We start from the raw sequence: 24,152 nt of genomic DNA, 5'->3' as shown, positions 1-24,152 counted from the left end.
GATGGCCGCGGAATCAGCGGTTGTCGTCAGTGCCAGTTCCTGGTGAACTTGGCGAAGTAGTCATACATCGTGGCTTGCAGCAGAGGCCCGAAGGTCACACGCTTCACCCCGAGGTCCTGCAGCTGAGAGAGGTCGAGCTCGTCTGGCACGGCACCCTTGACCGGGTGGGCGGTGACGTTCAGCGGCAGTCTCACCTGCGACAGTACGGTTTTGAGAGTCTCGGTGTTCGGCAGCCTGACGGGATAGACGGAATCCGCACCGGCCTCGGCGCACAGGTTGAGGCGTCGGATCGCCTCGGCGGTGGGATCCTCGAAAACATCGGGATTCTTGAACACATCGGTGCGGGCATTGATGACCACGTGCACCCGTTGCGCGTCAGCGGCGCGACGCAGGTCGCCGATGTACTCGGCGTGCTCCTCGGCGCTGCGCAGTCGTCCTTCGCTGTGGACGGTGTCCTCGATGTTGACGCCCACAGCGCCGGCCTCGAGGAGCCCGGCGATGAGATCCGGCGCCGCAGTGTCGTAGCCGGATTCCAGATCGGCGCTGACCGGCACATCCACAGAGCCGCACACGCGTGCGATCCCCGCCAGCGCCTGACTGAGGCTCATGGTCTCGCTGTCCGCGGAGCCCACGGAGTCGGCGAGAGGATGGGAGCCGATGCTCAGCGCCTCGAATCCGGCATTGACCATGGCCTGGGCTGACCAGGCATCCCACACTGTCGGCAGGACGATCGGACGATCCTGATGATGGGCTTCGAGTAGAGCGGACGCACGTTCGGCAAGAACAGAGAAATCGGTCATGTCCATTACTGTTCCACCGATTGCTGGCTACGATCCAGTAATCTGGCGAGTTCACCCGAAGGTTTCAGACTTGTTTACACAGTGATCGGGGCTCTGATATTATTTAGTGAACAATGTACACAAAATAAGACTCCGGCACGCGGACCGGTTGAGGAGGGCCATGAAGGTGCTCATTCTGGCCCCGGGTTCCTGGGGCGACGTTTCACCGGCGATCAGAATCGCCGTGGACCTCATTGCCGACGGGCACAGGGTCACCATGGTCGTCCATGACGACTATGCGGCGGCTGTGGAGCGGTCCGGGTGCGCCGCAGCACGATACACAGCCGCCCTCACGCCTCCTCCGTCCGTGGATGGAGACGCTGGCCCGGGTGTACGGGGATACCTCGATCACCTGCGCGGCTACATGATGGACCACGCTGAAGCCGCCCTCATGGCAGTACGCGCAGGCGCCGTCGACGTAGTGCTCACCAACCCCATTTCGCCCTACGGCCACGACATCGCCGAAGCGCTCGGCATCCCATCGGCCGAAGCACTGCTCCAGCCCTCGAGGCCGAGTCGGGCCTATCCGCCGATGATCGCTTCGGCGATCGACTTCGGACCCCTTCTCAACCGTCCGATCGGACGCGTGGTGCAGAGAGTACCCGCGCCCTACGTCCCTGCAGTGGCATGGGTCCGGGGACAGCTGGGCTTGCCTGCGAAGAAGTTCACCACAACCCTGAACGAACGAGCACGAGCCGCGGTGCCCGTCCACCATGGCATCAGCCCCGTCATCTTTCCGCGCCCGGGCGATTGGCCTCAGCACATGAGCCTCGACGGCTTCTGGTGGCCGGTCGACGATGAAGAGTGGACCGCACCGACCGAACTCGCAGACTTTCTCGCCGGCGGGCCCCCGCCCGTGCTCGTGACCATGGGCAGCATTCCAGAGGGCAGCCGAACCGCGGATGCGCTGTCCGAGTTCGTGTCCTCGACCCGCCATCGTGTCATCGTCCAAGGTGCGGCCGGTCCCATTCTCGCCGAGGCGGCTCCCGGCAGGGTTGTCACCGCGGGCCAGGTGCCCCACTCCTGGCTGCTGCCTCAGGTTGCGACCGCGATCCACCAGGCCGGTGCGGGAATCACCGCGGCCTGCCTGCGTGCCGGAATTCCGAGCGTCCCATTCCCTCAGCACACGGATCAGTTCTTCTGGGCGCGGACCGCCGCACGGCTCGGAGTCGCAGCACCGGCATTGAGCAATCGCAGAGTGACTCCCAGCGGACTGCACTCCAACGTGGAGTCGGTGACCGGGTCGGGAGAGATGCTCCGAGCCGCGACCACGATAGCGAAGTCGCTGGAACGATCCGAGCACGAACAGGGCGAGAGCACCCTGTCACTGCGAGGCTGGATCGCCGAGCCTTCCACACCAAGGGCAGGAGGGTGACAGTGACTGAGGGGAAGGTGGGCAGGCCCGCTCGCATGGACCGGGTGGGCATCGCACGAGCGGCCATCGCCTTGGCCGACCGGACGAGCCTGCCGCAGGTCACGATGCGGGCTCTGGCTGCAGAGATCGGGAGTGCGCCAGCTGCCCTCTATCGGCACGTCGAGGACAGGAACGGACTCGTCGCTCTCATGATCGACGAGGTGCTGGCTGAACGGACCGCAGCTGAGGCAATGGGTTCCTGGCGGGCCGATCTGTCCGCATTCGCCGCCGGAATATTCGCTCTCCACCGCGCGCATCCCTGGCTGTCGACGGGGGTGCTGCCGGAGACGATGGGACCCGGCATCGCCGAGGTGATGGACGAGGCCATCGGTCTGCTGGCCTCACATCCGGCCCCGGCAGGACGGAAATACTCCGCCATCGCGGTGCTGCTCGAACTCGTCGCCGGACATGCCCGAACGGCGGTACGACTCGAGGAGTCGGCAGCCGTCATCGTCGAAGATGCTGGCCGGTCAGGCCCGGTCTGCGAGGCGGGCCACGGTGCGGACGAAGACTATGCGACTGCGGTGATCATTGCGGCAGTGGCCGGGATTCTCGACTCCGAGGACCTCTGAGCTCTCACTCACAGCCTCGGCGTCCGCGGCGGCTCTTCACGTCGATCACCGGTGGCTTCGAACGCCGCAGCGAGTTCGATGAGCTTCGAGTCATCCCAGCCGCGGCCTGAGATCGTCAACCCGATGGGAATCCCGGTGTCGGCCATTGTGCCCATGGGAACCGTCACCGAGGGGATGCCCAGATGCCGTGGCACCAGGTTGCCGTTGGCGACCCAGGTGCCGTTGCGCCACCCGAGGTCTGCTGAGGCCTCGTCGACATCCATATCGGCCGGTCCCACGTCGGCCATCGCCGGGTAGACGACCGCGTCGAGGCCGTTGGCGTCCATCCACTCTTCGAGGTCGATCCGACGAGTCACCTCGAGACCTCGGATGCCGTCTTCGAGATCGGGGATCTCCGTCACCGAGGTGTAGGGGCGATCCTTGGACAGCTGCGGGTATTCGGCGATGTCATCGTCGAATCCGGTGTAGCGATCCGGCAGGGCACCATCCGGGTGGGGGAAGATCCTCGTCCCGTCCACCTCGGCGAGGGAGGACAGCTGCGGATCACCGTTGGCGGCCAGGAAATCGTCCCAGGCCCACGCGGAGAGGTCGTTGATCTCCCGATCGAGGTAGTCGGTGCTGACGATGCCGCGCGTCCTGATAGTCGGAGCACCGGGGCGATCGCCCTCGTAGTTGCTGACGACTGGGAAATCGGTCTCGACGACCTCGGCACCGGCGGCTTCAAGATCACGGCGGGCAGCCTCCCAGGCGGCGATCACGGAGGCCCGGGTTTCGACCCGCTGTCCCGTGGGCCCGCCGATGCCGCCATCGGGGTTCGTTCCGGCCTCGGGGTCGGCATTGATGTACATCTTCGGGATGCCGAAGCGTCTGCCGGCCAGAGTCGAACGAGCCGCTTCAGCATCGGCTGGAAGCAGCGCGGCATAGGAATCGGGTCGAATGACAGAAGCGGCGGGAATCTCGACCCAGGGTTGGACTCGCCAGAAATCGCCACGAGTCTCGGTGTCGTCGGCGACGATGATGTCGAGGACCTCGCACAGGTCGGCCATCGACCGAGTGTGGGGGACGACGACGTCCATGGTGGGCACCAGAGACCAATTGCCGCGCACGGAGATGACTCCGCGGGAGGGGGTGTAGGCGATGAGTGCGTTGTGTGAGGCGGGGGCTCGTCCCGAGGACCAGGTCTCCTCGCCGAGACCGAAGGCGGCGAAGCTCGCGGTAGTCGCGGTACCGGAGCCGTTCGACGAGCCGGAGGCGAAGGCGCTGGTCAGCCATTGCGCGCTATAGGGGCTTTCGGCCCGGCCGTAGAGACCACGCTGCATGCCGCCGTTGGCCATCGGGGGCATATTGGTCAGCCCCAAGCAGATGGCACCGGCGCCGCGGAGGCGTTCGACGGTGAAGGCATCCTTTTGCGCGATGAGTTCGGCGAAAGCGGGGGAACCGGCGGCCACGCTCAGCCCGGTCACCATGTAGCTGTCCTTCGCGGTATACGGGATCCCGTCGAGGGGCCCTCGCGTCTGGCCGTGGGCACGTCGTTCGTCGGCGGCGGCCGCCTCGGCGAGGGCATCCGGATTGGCCACGATCACAGAGTTCAACTTCGTGCCGGTGTCGGGTCCGTCGAAGGCGGCGATGCGAGCTTGGTAGGACTCGACGAGCCCCACCGAGGTGGCGGTTCCGTCCTCGAGTGCCTGTCGCAGTGAGGCGATGGATGCTTCGACAACATCGAACTTCGTCATTCTCGATTCCTCCGTGCAATTCCGGTGCGAACGGGCGCCGTCGCCGGGTCGACGATGCCCCGCTGGATGCAGCCCGCCATGAACTGGTGATGTCTCACAGTATTGCTCACCTGGACGGGAAATGTCGTGCGAATCCCGTTGCCGCTGAGGTCTTAGCGCGTTGGATCATGCTGTCCTCGCGCGTAGGATCGGGGCATGTCGATCAGGGCGATCATTCTCAGCGGAGGCCGCTCGAACCGCTTCGGCGGCGTCCATAAACCCGCGGTGGAGCTGGGTGGGACCACGGTGATCTCTCGAATCCTGGGCACCGTTCGCACCGTCGACCCCCTCGCCGAGGTGTGGGTGGCCGGGCCGACCGACGGGCTGTCACAGGCGGAGACGGAATCCGTGCATGCGATTCGTGAGGAACCGGTCTTCGCCGGTCCCTTGGCCGGGATCGCAGCGGCGTGTTCCGCAGTTCGGGCGAGTGAGAGCGCAGCCGGCGCTGGTGAGTCCGCGGATGTGACCTTGGTGCTGGCAGGGGACATGCCGCTGATCACGGCGGGCCACCTCGGCGAGCTGATGGCTGCCTGCCGACGGGCTGGGCTTCCGGCCACGGGCACGGACGATCGCGGAAAGACACAGTTCCTGTGCGCCGCGTGGCCCACGGCCCTGCTGCTCGCGCGAGTGGAATCCATCCCGGACCCCGTCGATGGTGCGGTGAGGCTCCTTTTCGCCGGCCTCGAACCGACCCTCGTCGACGTGGAACCGAGCGTCGTGGCCGACTTCGACACGGCCGCCGATCTCGAGCGCATCCACGCCCGGTTCGACGGGGGCGTGCGACCCGATCAGCCCTGACGGGCCTTGAAGCGGGGGTTCTTCTTGTTGATGACGAAGACGCGGCCACGCCTGCGAACGACCTGCGCCCCGGGCTGATTCTTAAGCGAACGCAGAGAATTCCTGACCTTCATTGCTGAACTCCTTATTGAGAACGAGTATTATTAACGTTAATACTAGGTTCTTCGAGGGAAGGAAGCCAATGCCGAAGATTGAGGCCGACGTCGATGTGATCGCCGTGACGGGCATGTGCGTGGAGGAGCGGCGCAGCTACGCCAGGCGTCTGGCTGCGGTGCGCGGATTCGTCCTCGTTCCCGCGGAACATACCGCCGAGGGTGTCGAAGTGGTGGACCGCACGGTCGACCTCCTCCGCAGAGCATCTCAGGTACATGGCATCGTGCTGGAGTATCCCTTCGAGACGCCAGTGATGGAGATCGTGGGATCACTCAATGCAGCCGGTGCGGACACGCGCCTCATCGACCTTGTCTGCGTACTCGATGTCGGGCACATGCTCGTCGATATAGGGTCCCCGGACTATGTCGGCTTACCGGCCATGGGCGGCGAGGGCGAGGGCGGTATCCTCGCTGCGAGGGCGGAGCTGCTCGTGAGTCAGATCGAGTTCTCTTCAACGATCGCGATCGTCAATTCAGGGGTGCTGGAGTCCGCGGAACTCGAGCAGGCTGCCGCGCTGCTCAGCCATCTGGCTCCGAGTGCTGACCAGTGCCTCATTGCCGATTCCGACCACGTCCATGGCGAGGGGCGGCGGCCATTTGCGAAGCGGGTGCCGGATGCGGGCTGGGTCTCGATCCTCAATGGAGAATTCAGGCCGAAGTTCCATTCGCGCGGAGTCGTGGCGTGCCGATACGAGCAGCTGCGGCCGTTCCATCCCGGACGACTTCACCAGGCACTGACCTCGTGCCTCTTCCAGGGGCATTGCGGTCGGATTCTGCGTTCGGCCGGTTTCGCCCGTTTGGCTACCCGACCGCACATCACCGGCCAATGGGACCAGGTGGGAGGGTTCTTCACGCTCTCACCCCTGGAGCTCGATGGCAGGCTCGGTGCCGATGGCGAGGTCCTGGCATTTGGTCAGGACGTGGCGTTTGTCGGTATCGGGATCGATGAACCCTTGCTGCGACGGGTCCTCGACAATGCTGCCCTCAGTGATGCGGAGTTGGCGGCCGGGCCGATAGTCTGGGCGGGCTTCCCAGACCGATTCCCGGACTGGAGCACGGCGACGAAGTGATTCTACGGGGTCGCTATCTGCTCTGGGCAGATGCGGCACACTCAGCGCAGAGTCCGAAGATCTCGAACACATGTCGGGTGACTTCGAATCCATGTGAGTGAGCCGTGGTGGTGATCCAGTCCTCGCTGGGCGGTTCCACCTCAACGGCCTTGCCGCAGTTCTCGCACACCAGGTGGTGGTGATGCTCGTCCTGGGCGCAGGCGCGGAACAGCTGTTTCTCGGCAATGGTGATGGAGTCGGCGTGCCCGGATTCGCTCAGGGCGTTGAGCTGTCGGTAGACGGTGGCCAGCCCCACTGTGTGGCCCTGATCCTCAAGCGTCCGATGGAGCTGTTGGGCGGAGACGAAGCGCTTCTCGCTCTCGAGCGCGGAGCGGATCACGGCCTTCTGGGCCGTGCTGCGGGTCTTCTTGGGTTCTTCAGCCGTCATGTCCTTGTGCCTCCGACGCTGCAGCGCAATTGGTTCTGTGAGCATATGCGCATACGTTGATGTGTTCGGGTATTAATGAAAAACGTTACCATTAGCGGATGACGAGCGTCCCGATGGCAGATGTGGAGGAGATGTGAACAGGAAGCAGTCCGCAGGAGCCGTCCCGGTGATCCTCCTGACCGGCTACCTGGGGGCGGGAAAGACAAGTCTCCTCAATCACCTGCTGCGCCATCCCGATGCACGCATCGGCGTCGTCGTCAATGACTTCGGCGACCTCAACATCGACGCGGGCCTCGTCGTCGGGCAGGTCGATGAGCCCTTCTCCATCTCGGGCGGATGCATCTGCTGCCTTGATGATGACACTTCGCTCGAAGACGCACTCACCGCACTCGCGAAACCGCGCCTGCGTCTCGACGCCATCATCGTCGAAGCCAGCGGTTTCGCCGAACCGCTGACACTGGCACGGATGGTCACCCGCATGGGCCACCACCGCTTCCACCTCGGCGGGGTCATCGACGTCGTCGACGCCACCATGCATGCCGCCACGGTCGATACCGAAACCGCACCGCCGATGCGCTACGCGGCAACGACCCTGGTGCTCGTCAACAAGCTCGATCAGCTCCCCGTCGCGGACCGGGACACGGCTGTCGCTGCGATCCGGGAACGGGTCCATCAGCGCAATCCGCGACTCCTCGTCGTCGGCACCAGCTTCGGCCGTCTCGACCCGGCGCTGATCTTCGACCCCGGCTCAGGGGCCGAACGAGGCGGCGATGGAACACGGTCGGGTGACAGTTCAACCGGGGATGAGAGCGCAGAACCCATCCAAGCTGAACTTCCGATCCGGGAACTCATCCGACAGGCCTACGCCGAAGCCGCTCAGGAAGGCATCGACGGCGAAGGTGAGAGCGTCCCCGTCCACCATCATGCACAGTCGGTGACGATCACTGCCAGCGGGTGTGCCGACGCCGGCGCCGTGCTGGACTTCCTTGAGGATCTGCCGGCCGGGGTCTACCGGGTGAAGGGCTCGATTCTCGTCGACGACAGGGCCGGACGCCGGCGCTACGGCCTCCAGGCGGTAGGCCCGAACGTCTATGTGTCGACAGTCGCGTCGCAGCCGACCGTTGCGCCGCAGCCGACCGTTGCGCCGCAGCCGACAGCCGTACCGCAGTCGAGGACGGCACCGCAGGAGGAGCGCTGGGAGAGCGCGCTGGTCGTCATCGGCGAGTCCTTCGACGAAGCAGCTGTCAGGGCGCAGCTGAAGGCCGCGTTGCACAGTGACGGAGGCACGAACGGAGTGGAGAGACTCCGCCACTACGTACGCCTGCACAGCTGAACGCAGTGAGGCGCCGATCTGCGCCGAAGCCCATCACGCTCACGATTGTGGTATTTCCGGAATCCAAGACGGAGGAAAACACCCGCGCCTGCAGACTGCTGCGCTCATATGATCGAATCATGACCGACCTCCCATGCCTCACTCAGCCTTTTGGGGGAGGAAGAAGACAACTTTCGGGGGACGCGTCGACCAGCCCGGCCTGAAAGACTGAACTCGTTCCACCCTCGCCCGGACCATCCCCGCCGACACCGCTCCACAAAATCACCCGATCACCCATCCGCAGCTCCCGCATGCCCAAAACCCGGAGGAACCCGTGTCCCTGATCACCAGGATGAGTCTGAAGAACCGCCTCATCGTCGGCCTGCTCACCCTTGTGATCGCCGTTTTCGGCGTCATTGCGACCACCTCGCTCAATCAGGAGACGATGCCCTCGGTCGAGCTGCCCGGTACCTCGGTGCAGGTCACGGTTCCGGGAGCCTCACCCGAGGTCGTCGAGGAATCGGTGACCAAGCCGATCGAAACCGCGCTCGAAGGGGTCGGCGACCTCGAGACGGTGAGCACAACCTCCTCGGCGGGGTCGATGTCGGCCAACGTCACCTGGCCCTTCGGCAAGGATGCCGAGGAGATGACGGACTCTGTGCGCTCGGCCGTCGACTCTGCGAAGGCAGACCTTCCCGACGGCGCCGAGGCGGAGGTGCTGTCCCAGCAGATCGACGACGTCCCGGTGGTCATGTTCGCCGTCTCCGGGGGCGAGGACTCGCAGAAGCTCGGCGATCTGGTTGAGACTGAACTCGTCCCCGAGCTCCAAAGCGTCGCGGGCGTCTCCAGCGTCGACCTGGCCGGGCAGAACGAGCGGCGAGTCAACATCAGCTTCCGTCCCGACGACGTCAACGATAAGAACGTCGTCACCACCTCGGTGCCCGATGAGCTCACCGCGGCAGGGACAGTTGTTCCCGCCGGGCAGAGTGCAGACGGGAACAAGTCCCTATCAGTCGAGGTCGGCGATGAACTCGACGCGGTCGACCAGATCGAGAAGACCCCGCTGCGCACTGCTGACGGTACGGTCCTGCTAGGCGACGTCGCTGATGTCGAACTCGATTCCGTGGATAAGACCTCGTACTCGCGTGCCGATGGCAAGGACGCCGTGACGGTGTCGGTGACTAAGGGCCAGGACGACAATGTCGTTGAGGTCTCCCACAGAGTCAATGAGGTCCTCGAGAGGATGGGGCCCGAACTCGGCGACGACGTTTCCTTCTCCACGATCTTCGATCAGGCTCCCGAGATCGAGAAGTCGATCCATGACCTGTCGGTCGAAGGTGGACTGGGACTGTTCTTCGCGATCCTCGTGATCCTGGCCTTCCTCGGCTCTTTCCGGTCCACCGTGGTCGCCGCGATCTCGATCCCGATGTCGCTGCTGATCGCGATGATCGGTCTCATGGTCGGCGAATACACCTTGAACATCTTGACCCTGGGCGCCCTGACCATCGCCGTCGGCCGTGTCGTCGATGACTCCATCGTCGTCATCGAGAACATCCGCAGACGGCAGGGTACGAGCGACCTGACGATTGATGACATCGTCGCCTCGGTCAAGCAGGTGGCCGGTGCCATCACGGCCTCGACCCTGACCACCGTGGCAGTGTTCCTGCCCATCGCCTTCGTCGACGGCATCGCCGGACAGCTGTTCCGTCCTTTCTCCGTGACCGTGACACTGGCTCTGCTCGGTTCGCTCCTTGTCGCGCTGACGATCGTTCCGGTCTTCAGCTACTGGGTCCTGCGGAAGAGCCCGAAGCCCCTGTCGCCGAAGCGCCAGGCTGCCACCGACGCAAGCTATGAGGCGTGGGCCCGGAAGCATCGGGAGAAGGGCATCAAGCGCGCTGAGAAACGACAGTCGAAGATCGACAGGAAGAATGCCAAACGCGGCGCCAAGGGCAAGACGCTGCTCCCGGCGGCGACTGCCGATGCTCCGGTGACGCCGATGCCCGGTGACGGTGAGGCTTCGGACAGGGTCGACCGTCTGCAGCAGCGAAGCCTGCCGGCTATCCTGGCCGCACTTCGACACCCATGGCGCACGATCGTCATCTCCGTGGCGATCTTCGCCGTGACGATGATGATGGCCAGCTTCCTCAAGACCGACCTCCTCGGGTCCGCAGGGCAGAACTCTCTCTACATCGCGCAGACTCTGCCAGCCGGAGCCTCGCTCGAGGCCAGTGATGAGGCGGCGAAGAAGATCGAAGACGTCCTCGCCTCCGACCCGGACGTCGACACCTACTCAACGACCGTCAACGGACCCGAGACCGGTTCGGAGAACTCCTTCAACATCACCCTGAAGGACGATTCCGAAGCGGAGGTCGCAACGAACCGGCTGTCGAACCAGATCGACGGACTCGGCGACGACGTCGGCGAGATCGATCTCCAAGACGCCTCAGGCAGTGCGAACGAGGACGTGGAGATCAAGCTCTCCGGCTCTGATCTGTCAGCGCTGAACGAGGCCGCCGATTCCGTGACGAAGAAGATGAGTGAGACCGAAGGGGTGACGAACGCCCGCAATGACCTCGCCTCCGATCAGCCGATCATCCACGTCGATGTGAACCGGGAGAAGGCCGCGGACTACGGCTACAGCCAGGCCGAGGTGGGACAGGCTATTGCGGCGGCCCTGCACGGAAGTGAGGCCGGAACTCTGACGCTGGAGGGCAAGGAGCGGGACATCTTCCTCGCCCCGACTCACCCCGATGCGACTCCAGACGAGATCCGAGCTTTGGAGCTTCCGGTCACCGAGGTGCAGACGCAGAACGCCCAGGAAGACGCGACCGACGCAGTCGAAGAGAAGACCGACCGCAGAGCCGAGGAAGCCAAGGCCAAGGCTGAAGAGGAATCAGCCGATCAGCTTGACTCGGCCCGGGAGGCCCGCGACAACGCCGCCGATCAGCTCGAAGAAGCCCGGAAGGCTCTGCGCGATGCCCAGAATCCACCGCCGGCTCCGAGCCCCGGCGACATGGCCGCCGCCCAGGTGGAACAGGCGGAAGAAGGCGTCGAGCAGGCAGAGAAGGGCCTGAACGAGGCCAACGACGCGATCGACGACCTCGTCGACAGTCAGCGCGAGCAGGAGGAGAGCCAGGCCGAGGAGCAGGACCTCGCCGACGAACAGGCGGCGATCCCCGACATCAAGGGTGACCCGATCACGGTCGATGAGATCGCCAGCGTCGACGAGACCGAAACCCCCGCCACGGTCACCCGGGAGGACGGCAACCGTCAGGTCACAGTGTTCGCCACCCCTGCCGAAGGACAGCTCAACCCGGTCTCCGCGAAGGCACAGGAACTGACCTCGAGCATGGATCTGCCCGATGGCGTGAGCTTCGACGTCGGAGGCGCGAGCCAGGAGCAGGCCGACTCCTTCGCCCAGCTCGGATGGGCCATGCTCGTGGCGATCGCGCTGGTCTTCCTCGTCATGATCGCGACCTTCCGCAGCTTCGTTCAGCCGCTCATCCTGCTCGTGTCGATTCCCTTCGCCGCTACCGGTGCCGTGCTGCTGTTGCTGCTGACCGGCACACCGCTGGGCATCCCCTCGCTCATCGGCCTCCTCATGCTCATCGGCATCGTGGTGACCAACGCGATCGTGCTCATCGACCTCGTCAACAAGCTGCGCGAGCACGGGATGGGGCTGTGGGACGCGATCATCCACGGCACCCGACTGCGTCTGCGCCCGATCCTGATGACTGCCGCTGCCACGGTCTTCGCCCTCGTGCCCATGTCACTGGGACTCACCGGTGGGGGAGTCTTCATCTCCCAGCCCTTGGCGATCGTCGTCATCGGCGGCCTCACCTCCTCGACCGTGCTGACCCTGATCCTCGTGCCCGCCCTCTACCTCCTTGTCGAGCGGCGCAAGGAGCGCCGGGCGGAACACAAAGAGGCGAAGGCGGAGGCTAAGCATGAGGCCGATCAGCACAGAATCGATGAAGAGACCGCCGAGGTGGCCGCCCGTCCCGTAGATGAGTGAGGTTCCGTGCGGCGACGGTTCACCGCCGCGAGAGTTCTGGTGAGTGCTCACCCACACGCGAGCGCACCCTGGCGCAGATGGACGACGTGGTCGGCCCGAGCTGCCTGGGTGCGCTCGTGCGTGGCCATGACGATCGTGGCGCCGCGGCTGCGCTCGGAGTCGATGGCCAGGGTGATGTCCTCGGCCGCGCGGGCATCGATTCCGGCCAGAGGTTCATCGAGGAGCAGCAGGTCCGCGCGTTGTGCCAGACCTTGCGCCACCAGGGCACGCTGGCGCTGACCCCCGGAAAGTGACCCGAGGCGACGCGAGGCGAGGTCGTCGATGTGCAGCTGAGCGAGGCAGTCGTCGACGATCCGCTGATCATCACTGCTGTGGCGGGCGAAGAGGCCCCGTGCGCTCCATCTGCCCATGGCCACGACCTGTCTGACGGTGATCGGAAGGTGGTCCGGAGCAGAACTGCGCTGTGGCACGAAAGCCACAGTGGACGGCAGGCCGGATATCGATCCCTGTGTCGGTCTGAGCAGGCCTGCCAGTGCCATGAGCACCGTTGACTTGCCTGAGCCGTTGGCGCCGACGAGTGCCGTGACTCGGCCCAGGGGCGCGGCCAGGGTGATCTGGTCGAGAGCGAGATGGGCACCATAGTGAGCGCTGAGGTTGGTGAGGGTGATCGGATTGTCCACGCTATAACAATAATGGTTATCATCATCGAATGGAATTCCTATTCGCGCCCTTCGAGGTGTCCTTCGTCCTCCGCGCCCTCATCGCCGGTGTGCTCGCCGCGGTGCTGTGCGGGTGCATCGGCACCTGGGTCGTCCTGCGCGGCCTGGCCTTCTTCGGGGACGCGATGTCGCACGGGATGCTGCCGGGAGTCGCAATCGCGGCGCTCCTCGGTGGTCACCTCATGATCGGCGCAGCGGCCAGCGCCCTGGTGATGGCGGCCGGGATCACCTGGGTGTCTCGCGAATCGAAGCTGTCCCAGGATGTCGGCATCGGACTGCTCTTCGTCGGAATGCTGGCCGTCGGCGTGGTCATCGTGTCCCATTCCCAATCCTTTGCCGTCGACCTCACAGGCTTCCTGTTCGGTGACGTGCTCGGTGTCCGCGGTCACGACCTGATCGTCCTCGCCGTCGCAGCCTGCCTAGGCGTGCTGGCCTGCACTCTCCTGCACCGACCGTTCCTCGCGCTCGCCTTCGACGAGCGCAAGGCGGCAACTCTGGGCCTGCGGCCCGGCTGGACCCATATTGCGATGCTCATGCTCACGGCCCTGGCGGTCGTCGCATCGTTCCAGGTCGTCGGCACGCTCCTCGTCTTCGGGCTCCTCATCGGACCCCCGGCCACAGCCTGCCTCCTGTTCGACCGCGTCGGGGTGATCATGGCGGCCGCCTCGGTGATCGGTGCGAGCGCGTGCTTCTTGGGGCTGCTTGTGAGCTGGTATGCCCAGACATCTGCCGGCGCGACCATTGCGCTGCTCACCGTCCTCGTCTTCTTCGCAGTGCTCGTGACGAGGCGGGTGAGAAGTGCGCTACGATATTCTCAACACAATGAGAACCATTATCAATAGAAAGATCTCATGACGAGAACAACAGGATTCGCCGCGCCGAGCGCGGCACTGATCGCACTGCTCGCCCTCACCGGGTGCCAGGGACAGCAATCGGCCAACGGGGCCGGAAGTCCCAGCCAGTCGACGGCTCCCCACGGATATGTCGAAGGCGCGGAGGAGGCCGATGAGCCGCAGCTGCGCCTGGCCGTCAGCGATGCGAACACCGGCGCAGTCTCGGTCGTCGACCTGCTCACCGAGGACGTCGTGGAGACGGTCGAAGGCTCACCGGCGACGACCCTGTCGGGAGCAGATTCCCGATACCTCTACCTCGGCGATGGTGAAGCCGGAACGGTCACAGCCGTCGACACGGGGGCATGGACGGTCGACCACGGCGACCACAGGCACTACTACAAGGCCGAGCCGAAGACCATCGGTGAGATCGACGGTGCAGACCCCGCGCACGTCGTCTCGACGCCGACAGAGGTGGCCTTCTTCTTCGACGGCGAGGGCCGAGCGAAGATCTATGACCGGAGCGCACTCGGCGACAGCGAACTCAACCAGCTCGGCACCGTGAAACCGGGCGCCCACCACGGAGTGACGATCCCCTTCGAAGACCACTTCGTGTCCACACTTCCAGGAGACGAGGCCGAGGATCTGCCCTCCGAACTCACCGTCTACGACGACAAGGGCCAGGCCTCGCCGATCGATGCGAGATGCGACGAGATCCACGGCACCGGCGTCACTCGTGACGGACTGGTCTTCGCCTGCGCCGACGGCGTGATCAGGGTCGACGAGGACTTCGACGCCGAGGTGCTGCCCTACCCCGAGGACACAGATGAGCGCACGTGGTCCGTGGAGGTCGGACGAGACCTCGCCGCGACCCCCTTCGATGATGGTGGAATCGGGATCCTCGATGCGACGACGGACGAGTGGACGTTCGCCGACACCGACGCCGAGGTGGTCTCCGCCGGCATCGCCCCCGACGATTCCGCGGTCGTGGCTCTGGACGAAGACGGGACCATCTATTCGCTGGACCCGGAGACCGGGAAGGTGCTGACGAGGAAGAAGCTCATCGCACCCTTCGACGCGAAGAGTCAGGGCCACGGAGCCGGACCCTCGGTGGCCGTGGACAGCGAACGCACCTATGTCAGCGACCCTGCCTCGGGAACAGTGCTCGAACTCGACCCGGCCGATGGCCTGCGTGAGGCGCGCAGCTTCGACCTCGGCGGGGCACCCGCAAGCCTGGCGGTGACGGGGCGGTGATGGGCACACGACGGCACCACCTCGCAGCAGTGGCGCTCACGCTGGCCACGCTCGGATCACTGACCGCCTGCGCGGAAGGACACGATGAGCCGTCGATCGTGGTGACGACGAACATCCTCGGCGATGTCGTGCACAGCCTCGTCGGAGACCACGCGGCGGTCACGGTGCTGATGAAGCCGAACTCCGATCCGCATTCCTTCGGCATCTCGGCGAAGGAAGCCGGAGCAATGGAGGATGCCGATCTCATCATCGGCAACGGACTGGGGCTTGAAGAGGGGTTGTCGGCGAATCTCGACAACGCGCGCAGCGAAGGGGTGCGCGTCCTTGAGGTCGGTGAGCACATCGATCCCCTTGAGTACACCTCGGGCGGCAGTGCGGGGACGCCCGACCCGCACTTCTGGACCGATCCCGCGCGGATGGTCGCCGCCGTCGATGTCATCACCTCGGCGCTGGGGGAGGAGGTCGGTGATGACCTCGCCGAGGCGATCGAACCGTCCGTGACCTCGTATCGGGGGCAGCTTGACGACCTCGATGCCGAAATCGAAGAGATCGCCGAGTCGATCCCTGCCGAGAACCGGAAGCTCGTGACGAACCATCACGTGTTCGGCTACTTCGCGAAGCGCTTCGACTTCGAGGTCATCGGGGCGGTGCTGCCAAGCGGAACCACACTGGCCTCACCTTCGGCAGCCGATCTCGAAGAGCTTGCCCGCACGGTCGAGGATGCCGGCGTGCCCACGATCTTCGCGGACTCCTCGCAGCCGCAGAAGCTCGCCGAGGCACTGTCTGATGAAGTCGACCTCGATGTCGAAGTGACAGCGCTGTTCTCGGAATCGCTGACCGAAGCCGACGGGGAGGCCGGAACCTACATCGACATGCAGCGAACCAACGCGCAGGCCATCGCAGACGGACTCGTGCCCCGCTGACGAGCGCTTCTCCGCGAGGCACACAGCCTCGCACCACCACAGATCACAGACACGCCATCATGGAAATAGGGAAGAGAGAAGAATGAGAACACGACACACCCTGATCGCCCCACTGGCTGCGAGCGCGGCCGTCACCGCCCTCCTGCTGAGCGGATGCGGCGGCACCGGCGCGGAGGCCGACCCCGACAGCGGCGAGCAGGCAGACACAGCGGAACCCTCGGACGCCGAACAGGTCGAGGAGACGCAGCCACGGCTGATCACCACCTATGACGGCGGCATCCTCACCCTGGACGCGAGGACCCTCGAGGTCATCGACGACACGAAGCTCGAGGGCTTCAACCGAGTGAATCCAGTCGGCGACGGACGTCATGGGATGGTGTCGGTAGCGAACGGATTCCAGCTCTTCGATGCTGGAGTCTGGACCGAAGAGCACGGCGACCATACCCACAGCTTTGCCGGCTCGCCGCAGCTGACCGACAGGGTATACGAAACCGATACCCCAGGTCACGTCGTGCGCCACGGCGGTTCGACAGTGCTCTTCGGCGACGGCGACGGGCGTATGCAGATCTTCGATACCGACGCCTTCCATGACGGCGCACCCGAACCCGAAGTCAAAGAGGCAGAGGAGGCACACCACGGTGTGGCGGTGCAGTTGGAGAACGGCAACGTGCTGCACACCATCGGCAACGAGGAGGAGCGCTCGGGGGCGAAGGTCGTTGATGCCGAAGGAAATGAGATCGCCCGCAATGAGGACTGCCCGGGCGTCCACGGGGAGGCCGCTGCCCAGGACGAGGCGATCGCCGTCGGCTGTGAGGATGGAATCCTCTACTACAAGGACGGGAAGTTCACGAAGGTCGACTCCCCGGACAGCTATGGTCGGATCGGCAATCAGGCAGGATCTGATGACTCGCCGGTCGTGCTCGGCGACTACAAGGTCGACGAGGATGCCGAACTCGAACGTCCGGAGAAGGTCACCCTGACGAACACGGAGACCGGGACGATGAAACTCGTCGACCTCGACTCCTCGTACAGCTTCCGTTCCCTGGCCCGCGGACCCGAGGGTGAGGCACTTGTGCTCGGCACCGACGGCAAGCTCAACGTCATCGACCCGGAGTCCGGCACGATCACCGACTCACACCCGGTCACCGAAGCATGGAAGGAACCTGTCGACTGGCAGCAGCCCCGGCCGACGCTCTTCGTGCAGGGGGAGAAGGCCTACGTCTCCGAACCTGACAAGAGTCAGCTTCACATCGTGGATCTGGCCACCGGCGAAGTTGAGAAGAGCGCCGAACTGCCCCACGCCAGCAACGAAGTCACCGGTGTGACCGGCTGACGCCCGCGCCCATCCGCGCTCCTGCCGGCCCCGCGCTCATCCGCGCTCCTGCCGGCTCTGCGTCAGGCGCGGCAGGGCGGCGGTGGCTGATCGGATATGGTCTTCGGTCCGCTGCACCGCGTGATCGGTGTCGCGGTCGACGATCGCCTGCATGATCGCATGATGTTCCTCCTGCAGCTGCGCCATCAGAGCGCGCGGATCCTCGACCTCGTGGAAGGCATCGAGGATCGGCCGACGCAGAGAGCCGCGGATGGCCTCCGTGAGATCTGAGAGCAGCTGATTCTCCGAGGCATGGGCGATGGCCACATGGAAGGCGGTATCGGCATCATTGAAGGTCTCCAAGCTCACGCCCGGTGTGTCCATGATCGCCAGTGAGGCATTCATGCCGGCCAAGGCGTCGTCGTGGACCCGTCCGGTCGCCAGGGTGATGCTTGAGCGCTCGAGTTGGATGCGCGTTTCGATGGCCTCCTCGATGCTGAAGTTCGCCAGGGCCACATGCAGGCGCAGGAACCGAGTCAGGGCCTCCTTGGGCATGGAGGCGATGAAGGTGCCGGCCGACTTGCCGGAGCCGACGTTCGACACGACGACGCCGAGGGACTCCATGACGCGCAGCGCCTCACGCACCGCGGCGCGACTGACCTGAAGTTTGGCGGCCAGCTCACGTTCCGAGGGGAGCGGATCGCCGACGGTGAGGGACCCGGAGGTGATCTGCTCCTCGATCGCATTGATGACGAGCTCGTGGGTGCTCGATCGGGCAACCGGCTTCCAGCTCGGTCCCTGAGGCGCATTGACGGTGTGACCTGCGGCGGTGTCGTCGTCCTTGCTGACTGATTCACTGGTCATGAGTACTCACTTTTCGCACCTCGCCATCATCCCATGAGTGGGACCCTGCCTCATCGAGGGCAGAACCTTGACCTGGATCACATTCGGTCCTACACTCACTTTAGTGGTCTGACCACACAAAGGACATACTGAAACCCATCGAGTATGCATGTTCGGGCGCGTTCAACGTCGAAACGCAGACGCTGTAGTCGAGCACCGGCCGTGCAGGAGAAAATATGTACACTCCTGAAATCGCCCCACTTGCAGACAGCCTCCTGTGGTCATCGCTGGTTGCGCTGCTGCCGCTGCTGACCATCTTCGTCACCCTCGGGTTCTTGAAATGGAAAGCCCACTGGGCCGGCCTGGCGGCAGTCATCGTCGCCCTGATCGTTGCCATCTTCGTCTACGGCATGCCGGTCGGGCTGGCTGGCCTCTCAGCCAGCCAGGGATTCGCCTTCGGGCTGTTTCCGATCATGTGGATCGTCATCACCGCCATCTGGCTCTACGAACTGACGGTGAAGTCGGGACACTTCGAAGATCTCAGGTTGGTCATCAACGTCATCTCCGATGATCCTCGCGTGCAGGCGATCCTGGTCGCCTTCTGCTTCGGCGGACTGCTCGAAGCCCTGGCCGGATTCGGTGCCCCGGTTGCCATCACCGGTGTCATGCTCATCGCAGTCGGCTTCACCGCCATGCGTGCAGCAGTCGTCGTGCTGGTGGCCAACACCGCTCCGGTCGCCTTCGGTGCGATCGCCATCCCGATCATCACCGCCGGCAACCTCACCGGGATCGACTACAAGGAGATCGGAGCCATGGTCGGTCACCAGACTCCATTGCTGGCTGCCGTCGTGCCGCTGTTCCTCATCTTCCTCGTTGACGGCAAGCGAGGACTGCGTCAGCTGTGGCCACTTGCTCTGGTCGTCGGGATCGTGTTCGGAGCAGCACAGTTCGTCTCCGCGAACTATCTCTCGGTCGAAATGACCGACATCATCGCCTCGCTCATGGGCCTTGCCGCTGCAGTGATCATGCTCCAGTTCTGGAAGCCCGTCGGCGGCCAGGACGCCCTGGATAAGATGGCCGACGAACGCAGTCGGGAGAAGGCCAGCGCGCCTGATGCCGGTGGAGCAGCCGCTGCCGTAACGACCTCGGCGGACACGAAGGCGGCACCTCTGACCGGTAAGCGCGTGTTCATGGCGCTCTTTCCCTACCTCATCGTCATCGTCATCTTCTCCGGTGCCAAGCTGATCCCAGTCATCGACAAGTGGCTGGCCAGCACCGATGTCAAAATTCCTTGGCCGGGACTGGACGGGAACATCATGACCGCCGCAGGGGAGCTGTCGACGAGCACGGTCTACAACTTCCAATGGTTGTCATCACCGGGCACGATGCTGCTGGCCTCAGGCATAATCGTCGCCATCGTGTACAAGATGACCGCCAAGGACGCAGTCCAGGTCTTCGTCGACAATGTCGCCAAAATGCGATTCTCCATTCTCACCGTCGGACTTGTCCTGGCACTGGCCTACGTCATGAATCTGTCAGGACAGACGATCACAATCGGCACCTGGATCGCTGGAACCGGGGCGCTGTTCGCCTTCCTCTCACCAATCCTCGGCTGGCTCGGCACAGCAGTGACCGGTTCTGACACCAGTGCCAACGCACTTTTCGCGACGCTGCAGCAGACTGCCGCGACGAAGGCCGGAATCGATCCCGTTCTGCTGGTGGCAGCCAACAGCTCCGGTGGAGTCGTGGGCAAGATGATCAGCCCGCAGAACCTCACCATCGCAGCTACAGCAGTCGGACTCCTCGGCCAGGAAGCCTCGATCTTCCGCCGCGTCATCTGGTGGTCGCTGGGCATGCTCGTCGTCATGTGCCTGCTGGTTGGCCTGCAGTCGACCGTCCTGTCCTGGATGGTTCCCGGCGGGGCGTGAGGCCCAGCGAGCTGAAGACTGAACCCTGAAGAATACGAACTGAAGAGAAAGAGACCCCACCCATGGTCAAGAGGCAATTGCCCAATCCGTCCGAGATCTTCGAGCTGATGAAGTTCAAGAAGTTCGAGCTCGACTCCCGGAAACGCCGTCTTGAATCGGCGTTCACGATCGAGGATCTGCGCCAGATAGCCAAGCGACGCACTCCCGCAGCCGCGTTCGACTACACAGACGGCGCAGCGGAGGGGGAGATCTCGATGGAGCGCTCCGTGCAGGCCTTCCAGGACATCGAGTTCCACCCCTCCATCCTCAACGATGTCTCGCAGGTCGATACGACGACGCAGATCCTTGGCGGCAGCTCGGCGATGCCCTTCGGCATTGCGCCCACGGGGTTCACCCGGCTGATGCAGACCGAAGGCGAGACCGCCGGAGCCTCCGCTGCCGGCGCGGCAGGCATTCCATTCACCCTGTCCACCTTGGGCACGACCTCGATCGAGGACGTGAAGAAGGTCAACCCGAATGGGCGCAACTGGTTCCAGCTCTACGTTATGCGCCAGCGGGAGATCTCCTACGGTCTGGTCGAGCGGGCGGCTGCGGCAGGCTATGACACGCTCTTCTTCACCGTGGACACTCCGATCGCGGCGCCCGGATCAGGGACAGTCGCAACGGGTTTTCCATCCCGCCGCAGCTCTCACCCAAGACAGTTCTCAACGCCATCCCCAGGCCCTGGTGGTGGTGGGACTTCCTGACGACGGAGAAGCTGCAGTTCGCATCCCTGTCCGAGACCGGCGGTACGGTCGGCGAGCTGCTCAACTCGGCCATGGACCCATCGATCGACTTCGACGACTTGGCCACGATCCGAAAGATGTGGCCAGGCAAGCTGGCGATCAAGGGCGTCCAGACTGTTGCCGATGCCAGGAAGCTCGCCGATCTCGGCGTCGATGCCATTGTGCTCTCAAACCATGGCGGGCGACAGCTCGACCGCGCTCCGGTTCCCTTCGAGCTGTTGCCATCTGTCGTGAAGGAAGTCGGCAAGGACCTCGAGATCATCGTCGACACGGGAATCCGCGATGGTGCCGACATCGTCGCGGCCATGGCCCTGGGTGCGGACTTCACACTCATCGGCCGGGCCTACCTCTACGGGCTCATGGCCGGTGGCAGGGAAGGCGTCGATCGCACGATCGCGATCCTCAGCGAGCAGGTTGAGCGGACGATGAAGCTGCTGCAAGTCTCAAACGTCGCCGAGCTCAACCCGGGCCACGTGACCCAGCTGCGCAGGTTCAGCCGGGATGGTCAGATGGACGGTGCGGACCCGGATACGAAGTCCGTGTGACTGCTGTCTGAGCGGCAGAGGTCTTCCTGAGCCGGCAGCGGTCTTCACCTCGGAGACTGCTGCCAGCTCACCTGCCACATGCGTTTCAGAGGGACGCTTCCTCCGCCAGATATCGTCCCGTGACGCTGTCCTTGTCATCGGCAACCTGGTTCGGAGTGCCGGCTACCACGATGCGACCGCCGTCCACTCCGCCACCTGGGCCCATGTCGATGACATAGTCGGCGTTGGCGATGACATCGAGGTCGTGTTCGATGACGACGACGGTGCCTCCCTGATCGACGAGTCGCTGCAGGACGCCGACGAGCACTCGTACGTCCAAAGGATGGAGCCCGATGGTGGGCTCGTCGAAGACGAACAGGGTGCCAGTCTGCGTCCGATCGAGTTCTGAGACGAGACGCAGACGCTGCGCTTCACCGCCGGACAGGGCCGGAGTCGCCTCGCCGAGGGTGAGATATCCCAGCCCCACCTCCTGCAGTGCCTGCAGCCGTGTGGTGACCTTCCTCAGGTCGGCAACGTGCTCGGCAGCCTCGGCGACGGTCATGGCCATCAGCTCGGGCAGCGCAATTTCACCGTCAGCACCGGGACGACGATGAACCTCGGCGTCGGGACCGTAGCGTCGGCACTCGCAGTCGGGGCAGGCGATGTCGACGTCGGGGAGGAACTGCACGTCGAGGGTGATCTCACCGGTGCCCTCGCAGCGTGGGCACCGCAGAGAACCTGTGTTGTAGGAGAAGTCCCGGGCGCTCAGACCAGCGGCCCTCGACGAGTCGAGTTTGGCGTAGGCACGCCGGAGCTCATCGAGGATGCCCGAGTATGTGGCGACGGTCGAGCGGACATTGACCCGATCGGGGTGGCGTCGACGACGCTGGCCTTCTCGATTCCGGCGCCCTCGATCGAGGTGACGTGCGAGGGCGGACGGGCTTGATCCGTTGCGCGGAGTGCGGGAATGAGGCTGTCGAGAACCAGCGTGCTCTTCCCGGATCCGGACACTCCGGTGACAGCGGTGATCCGTCCCCGAGGGATCGTGACGTCGAGCGCATGCACGGTGTGGATGGGGGAGGTGCGCAGCCTGATCGTCCCCTTGTCGAAGACCTGATCCGGTGCCGCAGAGGTGCGGACAAGGCTTTCTTCTCTTCCGGTGAGGAACCCACCGATAAGAGAATTCGGATTGTCGCCGAGGCTGCTTACCGTTCCGGTGGCGACGACCGTCCCGCCGTCGTTGCCGGAGCCGGGGCCGATCTCGATGAGATGATCACAGTCACGCAGCACGAGCGGGTCGTGGTCGACCATGACAACGGAGTTGCCCTCTTCGAGCAGGTCGGAGATGACCCCTTGGAGCCCGCGGATGTTCGAGGGATGGAGGCCGATCGAGGGCTCGTCGAGGACATAGAGGACCCCGGTGGTCTCGTTTCGTACAGCTCGAGCCAGCTGCACGCGTTGGCGCTCGCCGGTGGACAGTGTTGATCCGGCGCGATCGAGCGACAGATAGCTCAGGCCGAGGTCGAGCAGTCGCTTCGACATGTGCCCGAGCGTGCTGGTCAGTGCCTCGGACATGGAACGCATCGTCTTCGGCACGGTGTCGGCGACAGTGCCGGCCCAATCGGCGAGTTCACTCAGGGTCATGGCGGTGACATCGGCGAGATTGAGATCGCCGATCTTCGGCAGCAGCGCTGCAGGCGTGAGCCGGGTGCCGTGGCACGTGGTGCAGGTGTGTTCGGTGAGGAACCGGCTCACCCGAGACAGTCGTTTCTCATCCGTGGCGCGTTTGAGCTCCTCGCTCACGGTCAGTCGCGCATTGCGGAAGGTGAAGTCGAGCTCGTGCAGACCCTTCTTCGAGGTGACGGCGATGTGCTTCTTCTCTTCCGGGCCATCGAAGACGATGGTCTTCTCCTCGGCGCTCAACTCCTTCCAAGGGATGTCCGTGCGGACGCCGAATTCTCGGGCGATCTGCGGTTGGACGTTGAAGCCGAACATCTGCCAGGGAATCACCGTTCCATCGTCGATGCTCATGTCCTCATCGCGGATGAGAGAAGCATCGTCGACCTCGCGCACGATGCCAGTGCCGTCACATGATGGGCAGGCTCCGACCGAATTGAAGGCCAGCTCCTCCGCTCCGGGAGCCTCGACATCTGCTCCACAGGACGGGCAGGCGAACGGCTCCTCTGCCGCAACATTGAGTGTCGGTTCCTGCCGGTGGCCGTTCGGGCAGACATGTGATGCCAGGCGCGAGAACATGAGCCGGACGACGTTGAGCAGTTCAGTGGACGTGCCGAAGGTCGACCTGACGCCGGGGATCCCCGGACGCTGTCGCAGAGCCAGTGCGGCAGGCACGTGACTGACCCGGTCGACGTCGGCACGCGGTGCTTGGCTCATCCGGCGGCGAGTGTATGTGGACAGGGCTTCGATGTAGCGCCGAGAGCCTTCCGCGTACAGGACTCCCATGGCCAGGGACGACTTGCCCGAACCGGAGACGCCGGCGATGCCGACGAGTCTGCCCAAGGGAATGTCGACATCGATGTTCGCCAGATTGTGCACGCGGGCGCCTCGAACCTCGACCACCTGGTGATTGCTCATGGCTCCATTGTCCTCGCGCAACGAAATGAGCGCGACCGAGACGGTACTTGCCCACATCGACTGCGCTT

The 24,152-nt window shown here is 64.4% G+C and carries 19 protein-coding genes and 1 pseudogene; 12 read left to right on the top strand and 8 right to left on the bottom strand.

Features of this window, described 5'->3' with window-relative positions:
* Window positions 1-26: 26 nt before the first annotated feature.
* The gene (locus tag PGC08_RS17330) at window positions 27-800 is read right to left on the bottom strand and encodes an isocitrate lyase/PEP mutase family protein (RefSeq protein ID WP_271708991.1); all 774 of its coding nucleotides are present in this window, start codon (window positions 798-800) and stop codon (window positions 27-29) included.
* 160 nt (window positions 801-960) lie between these two features.
* Here PGC08_RS17330 and PGC08_RS17325 point away from each other — a divergent pair, with 160 nt between their 5' ends.
* Both PGC08_RS17325 and PGC08_RS17320 read left to right on the top strand, forming a co-directional pair.
* The gene (locus tag PGC08_RS17325; RefSeq protein WP_271708990.1) at window positions 961-2,214 is read left to right on the top strand and encodes a glycosyltransferase; all 1,254 of its coding nucleotides are present in this window, start codon (window positions 961-963) and stop codon (window positions 2,212-2,214) included.
* Window positions 2,215-2,216: 2 nt separating this feature from the next.
* Window positions 2,217-2,825, top strand: a complete 609-nt coding sequence (locus PGC08_RS17320) for a TetR/AcrR family transcriptional regulator (protein ID WP_271708989.1) — start codon at window positions 2,217-2,219, stop codon at window positions 2,823-2,825.
* 8 nt (window positions 2,826-2,833) lie between these two features.
* On the opposite strand, the gene PGC08_RS17315 is transcribed toward PGC08_RS17320, so the two are convergent.
* Complete coding sequence (locus PGC08_RS17315; protein WP_271708988.1) at window positions 2,834-4,558, bottom strand: amidase; 1,725 nt, start codon at window positions 4,556-4,558, stop codon at window positions 2,834-2,836.
* A gap of 195 nt (window positions 4,559-4,753) precedes the next feature.
* Here PGC08_RS17315 and PGC08_RS17310 point away from each other — a divergent pair, with 195 nt between their 5' ends.
* Window positions 4,754-5,395 (top strand): molybdenum cofactor guanylyltransferase, encoded by a 642-nt coding sequence (locus tag PGC08_RS17310; RefSeq protein WP_101639225.1) that lies wholly within the window; start codon window positions 4,754-4,756, stop codon window positions 5,393-5,395.
* On the opposite strand, the gene ykgO is transcribed toward PGC08_RS17310, so the two are convergent.
* Window positions 5,386-5,508, bottom strand: a complete 123-nt coding sequence (gene ykgO / locus PGC08_RS17305) for a type B 50S ribosomal protein L36 (protein WP_009884304.1) — start codon at window positions 5,506-5,508, stop codon at window positions 5,386-5,388. The genes PGC08_RS17310 and ykgO overlap by 10 nt on opposite strands.
* A 68-nt stretch (window positions 5,509-5,576) precedes the next feature.
* Here ykgO and PGC08_RS17300 point away from each other — a divergent pair, with 68 nt between their 5' ends.
* Window positions 5,577-6,617, top strand: coding sequence for a GTP-binding protein (locus PGC08_RS17300; RefSeq protein ID WP_271708987.1), 1,041 nt, complete (start codon window positions 5,577-5,579; stop codon window positions 6,615-6,617).
* A 13-nt stretch (window positions 6,618-6,630) separates the two neighbouring features.
* Here the strand turns inward: PGC08_RS17300 and PGC08_RS17295 are convergent, their stop codons facing one another.
* The gene (locus PGC08_RS17295; RefSeq protein ID WP_009884302.1) at window positions 6,631-7,089 is read right to left on the bottom strand and encodes a Fur family transcriptional regulator; all 459 of its coding nucleotides are present in this window, start codon (window positions 7,087-7,089) and stop codon (window positions 6,631-6,633) included.
* 88 nt (window positions 7,090-7,177) lie between these two features.
* Between PGC08_RS17295 and PGC08_RS17290 the strand changes: the two genes are divergently transcribed.
* Together PGC08_RS17290 and PGC08_RS17285 are read left to right on the top strand one after the other, a co-directional pair.
* Window positions 7,178-8,377, top strand: coding sequence for a CobW family GTP-binding protein (locus tag PGC08_RS17290; RefSeq protein ID WP_271708986.1), 1,200 nt, complete (start codon window positions 7,178-7,180; stop codon window positions 8,375-8,377).
* A gap of 313 nt (window positions 8,378-8,690) precedes the next feature.
* The gene (locus PGC08_RS17285; protein ID WP_271708985.1) at window positions 8,691-12,371 is read left to right on the top strand and encodes an efflux RND transporter permease subunit; all 3,681 of its coding nucleotides are present in this window, start codon (window positions 8,691-8,693) and stop codon (window positions 12,369-12,371) included.
* A gap of 47 nt (window positions 12,372-12,418) precedes the next feature.
* On the opposite strand, the gene aztA is transcribed toward PGC08_RS17285, so the two are convergent.
* Window positions 12,419-13,051 (bottom strand): zinc ABC transporter ATP-binding protein AztA, encoded by a 633-nt coding sequence (aztA, locus tag PGC08_RS17280; RefSeq protein WP_127363332.1) that lies wholly within the window; start codon window positions 13,049-13,051, stop codon window positions 12,419-12,421.
* A gap of 29 nt (window positions 13,052-13,080) precedes the next feature.
* Between aztA and aztB the strand changes: the two genes are divergently transcribed.
* From aztB to aztD, 4 genes are all read left to right on the top strand, one after another.
* Window positions 13,081-13,932 carry a zinc ABC transporter permease AztB gene (aztB, locus tag PGC08_RS17275; protein WP_235350525.1) on the top strand — a complete coding sequence of 284 codons (852 nt, stop codon included), beginning with the start codon at window positions 13,081-13,083 and terminating at the stop codon, window positions 13,930-13,932.
* A 9-nt stretch (window positions 13,933-13,941) separates the two neighbouring features.
* On the top strand, window positions 13,942-15,174 hold the full coding sequence (locus PGC08_RS17270) for an outer membrane protein assembly factor BamB family protein (protein ID WP_271708984.1): 1,233 nt from the start codon (window positions 13,942-13,944) through the stop codon (window positions 15,172-15,174).
* Window positions 15,174-16,097, top strand: a complete 924-nt coding sequence (aztC, locus tag PGC08_RS17265) for a zinc ABC transporter substrate-binding protein AztC (protein WP_271708983.1) — start codon at window positions 15,174-15,176, stop codon at window positions 16,095-16,097. The genes PGC08_RS17270 and aztC overlap by 1 nt, the downstream gene beginning before the upstream one ends.
* A gap of 82 nt (window positions 16,098-16,179) precedes the next feature.
* On the top strand, window positions 16,180-17,430 hold the full coding sequence (gene aztD / locus PGC08_RS17260; protein WP_271708982.1) for a zinc metallochaperone AztD: 1,251 nt from the start codon (window positions 16,180-16,182) through the stop codon (window positions 17,428-17,430).
* Window positions 17,431-17,466: 36 nt separating this feature from the next.
* On the opposite strand, the gene PGC08_RS17255 is transcribed toward aztD, so the two are convergent.
* Window positions 17,467-18,273: a FadR/GntR family transcriptional regulator gene (locus tag PGC08_RS17255; RefSeq protein WP_271708981.1), complete on the bottom strand. Its 807-nt coding sequence runs from the start codon at window positions 18,271-18,273 to the stop codon at window positions 17,467-17,469.
* A gap of 215 nt (window positions 18,274-18,488) precedes the next feature.
* Here PGC08_RS17255 and PGC08_RS17250 point away from each other — a divergent pair, with 215 nt between their 5' ends.
* Both PGC08_RS17250 and PGC08_RS19595 read left to right on the top strand, forming a co-directional pair.
* Window positions 18,489-20,180, top strand: coding sequence for an L-lactate permease (locus tag PGC08_RS17250; protein ID WP_271708980.1), 1,692 nt, complete (start codon window positions 18,489-18,491; stop codon window positions 20,178-20,180).
* A 62-nt stretch (window positions 20,181-20,242) separates the two neighbouring features.
* Window positions 20,243-21,510 (top strand): annotated as a pseudogene (locus PGC08_RS19595) (alpha-hydroxy acid oxidase).
* Between the two features lie 85 nt (window positions 21,511-21,595).
* On the opposite strand, the gene PGC08_RS17235 reads toward PGC08_RS19595, so the two are convergent.
* Window positions 21,596-22,177, bottom strand: coding sequence for a hypothetical protein (locus PGC08_RS17235; protein ID WP_271708978.1), 582 nt, complete (start codon window positions 22,175-22,177; stop codon window positions 21,596-21,598).
* A 77-nt stretch (window positions 22,178-22,254) separates the two neighbouring features.
* A complete protein-coding gene (locus tag PGC08_RS17230) occupies window positions 22,255-24,084 on the bottom strand; it encodes a hypothetical protein (protein ID WP_271708977.1) in 1,830 nt (609 codons plus the stop codon).
* Between the last annotated feature and the right edge of the window lie 68 nt (window positions 24,085-24,152).

The organism is Brevibacterium sp. BDJS002 (assembly GCF_028201555.1).
Taxonomy (GTDB): Bacteria; Actinomycetota; Actinomycetes; order Actinomycetales; family Brevibacteriaceae; genus Brevibacterium; species Brevibacterium aurantiacum.
The sequence above is the reverse complement of the archived record's forward strand: the minus strand, read 5'-3'. Positions and strand labels throughout refer to the sequence as shown.

Excerpts from the sequence above, each read along its gene's own strand:
- PGC08_RS17330 (WP_271708991.1), bottom strand. The coding sequence starts at position 800 with ATGACCGATTTCTCTGTTCTTGCCGAACGTGCGTCCGCTCTACTCGAA.
- PGC08_RS17325 (WP_271708990.1), top strand. The coding sequence starts at position 961 with ATGAAGGTGCTCATTCTGGCCCCGGGTTCCTGGGGCGACGTTTCACCG.
- PGC08_RS17315 (WP_271708988.1), bottom strand. The coding sequence starts at position 4,558 with ATGACGAAGTTCGATGTTGTCGAAGCATCCATCGCCTCACTGCGACAG.
- PGC08_RS17310 (WP_101639225.1), top strand. The coding sequence starts at position 4,754 with ATGTCGATCAGGGCGATCATTCTCAGCGGAGGCCGCTCGAACCGCTTC.
- ykgO (WP_009884304.1), bottom strand. The coding sequence starts at position 5,508 with ATGAAGGTCAGGAATTCTCTGCGTTCGCTTAAGAATCAGCCCGGGGCG.
- PGC08_RS17300 (WP_271708987.1), top strand. The coding sequence starts at position 5,577 with ATGCCGAAGATTGAGGCCGACGTCGATGTGATCGCCGTGACGGGCATG.
- PGC08_RS17295 (WP_009884302.1), bottom strand. The coding sequence starts at position 7,089 with ATGCTCACAGAACCAATTGCGCTGCAGCGTCGGAGGCACAAGGACATG.
- aztB (WP_235350525.1), top strand. The coding sequence starts at position 13,081 with ATGGAATTCCTATTCGCGCCCTTCGAGGTGTCCTTCGTCCTCCGCGCC.
- PGC08_RS17270 (WP_271708984.1), top strand. The coding sequence starts at position 13,942 with ATGACGAGAACAACAGGATTCGCCGCGCCGAGCGCGGCACTGATCGCA.
- aztC (WP_271708983.1), top strand. The coding sequence starts at position 15,174 with ATGGGCACACGACGGCACCACCTCGCAGCAGTGGCGCTCACGCTGGCC.
- aztD (WP_271708982.1), top strand. The coding sequence starts at position 16,180 with ATGAGAACACGACACACCCTGATCGCCCCACTGGCTGCGAGCGCGGCC.
- PGC08_RS17255 (WP_271708981.1), bottom strand. The coding sequence starts at position 18,273 with ATGACCAGTGAATCAGTCAGCAAGGACGACGACACCGCCGCAGGTCAC.
- PGC08_RS17250 (WP_271708980.1), top strand. The coding sequence starts at position 18,489 with ATGTACACTCCTGAAATCGCCCCACTTGCAGACAGCCTCCTGTGGTCA.
- PGC08_RS17230 (WP_271708977.1), bottom strand. The coding sequence starts at position 24,084 with ATGAGCAATCACCAGGTGGTCGAGGTTCGAGGCGCCCGCGTGCACAAT.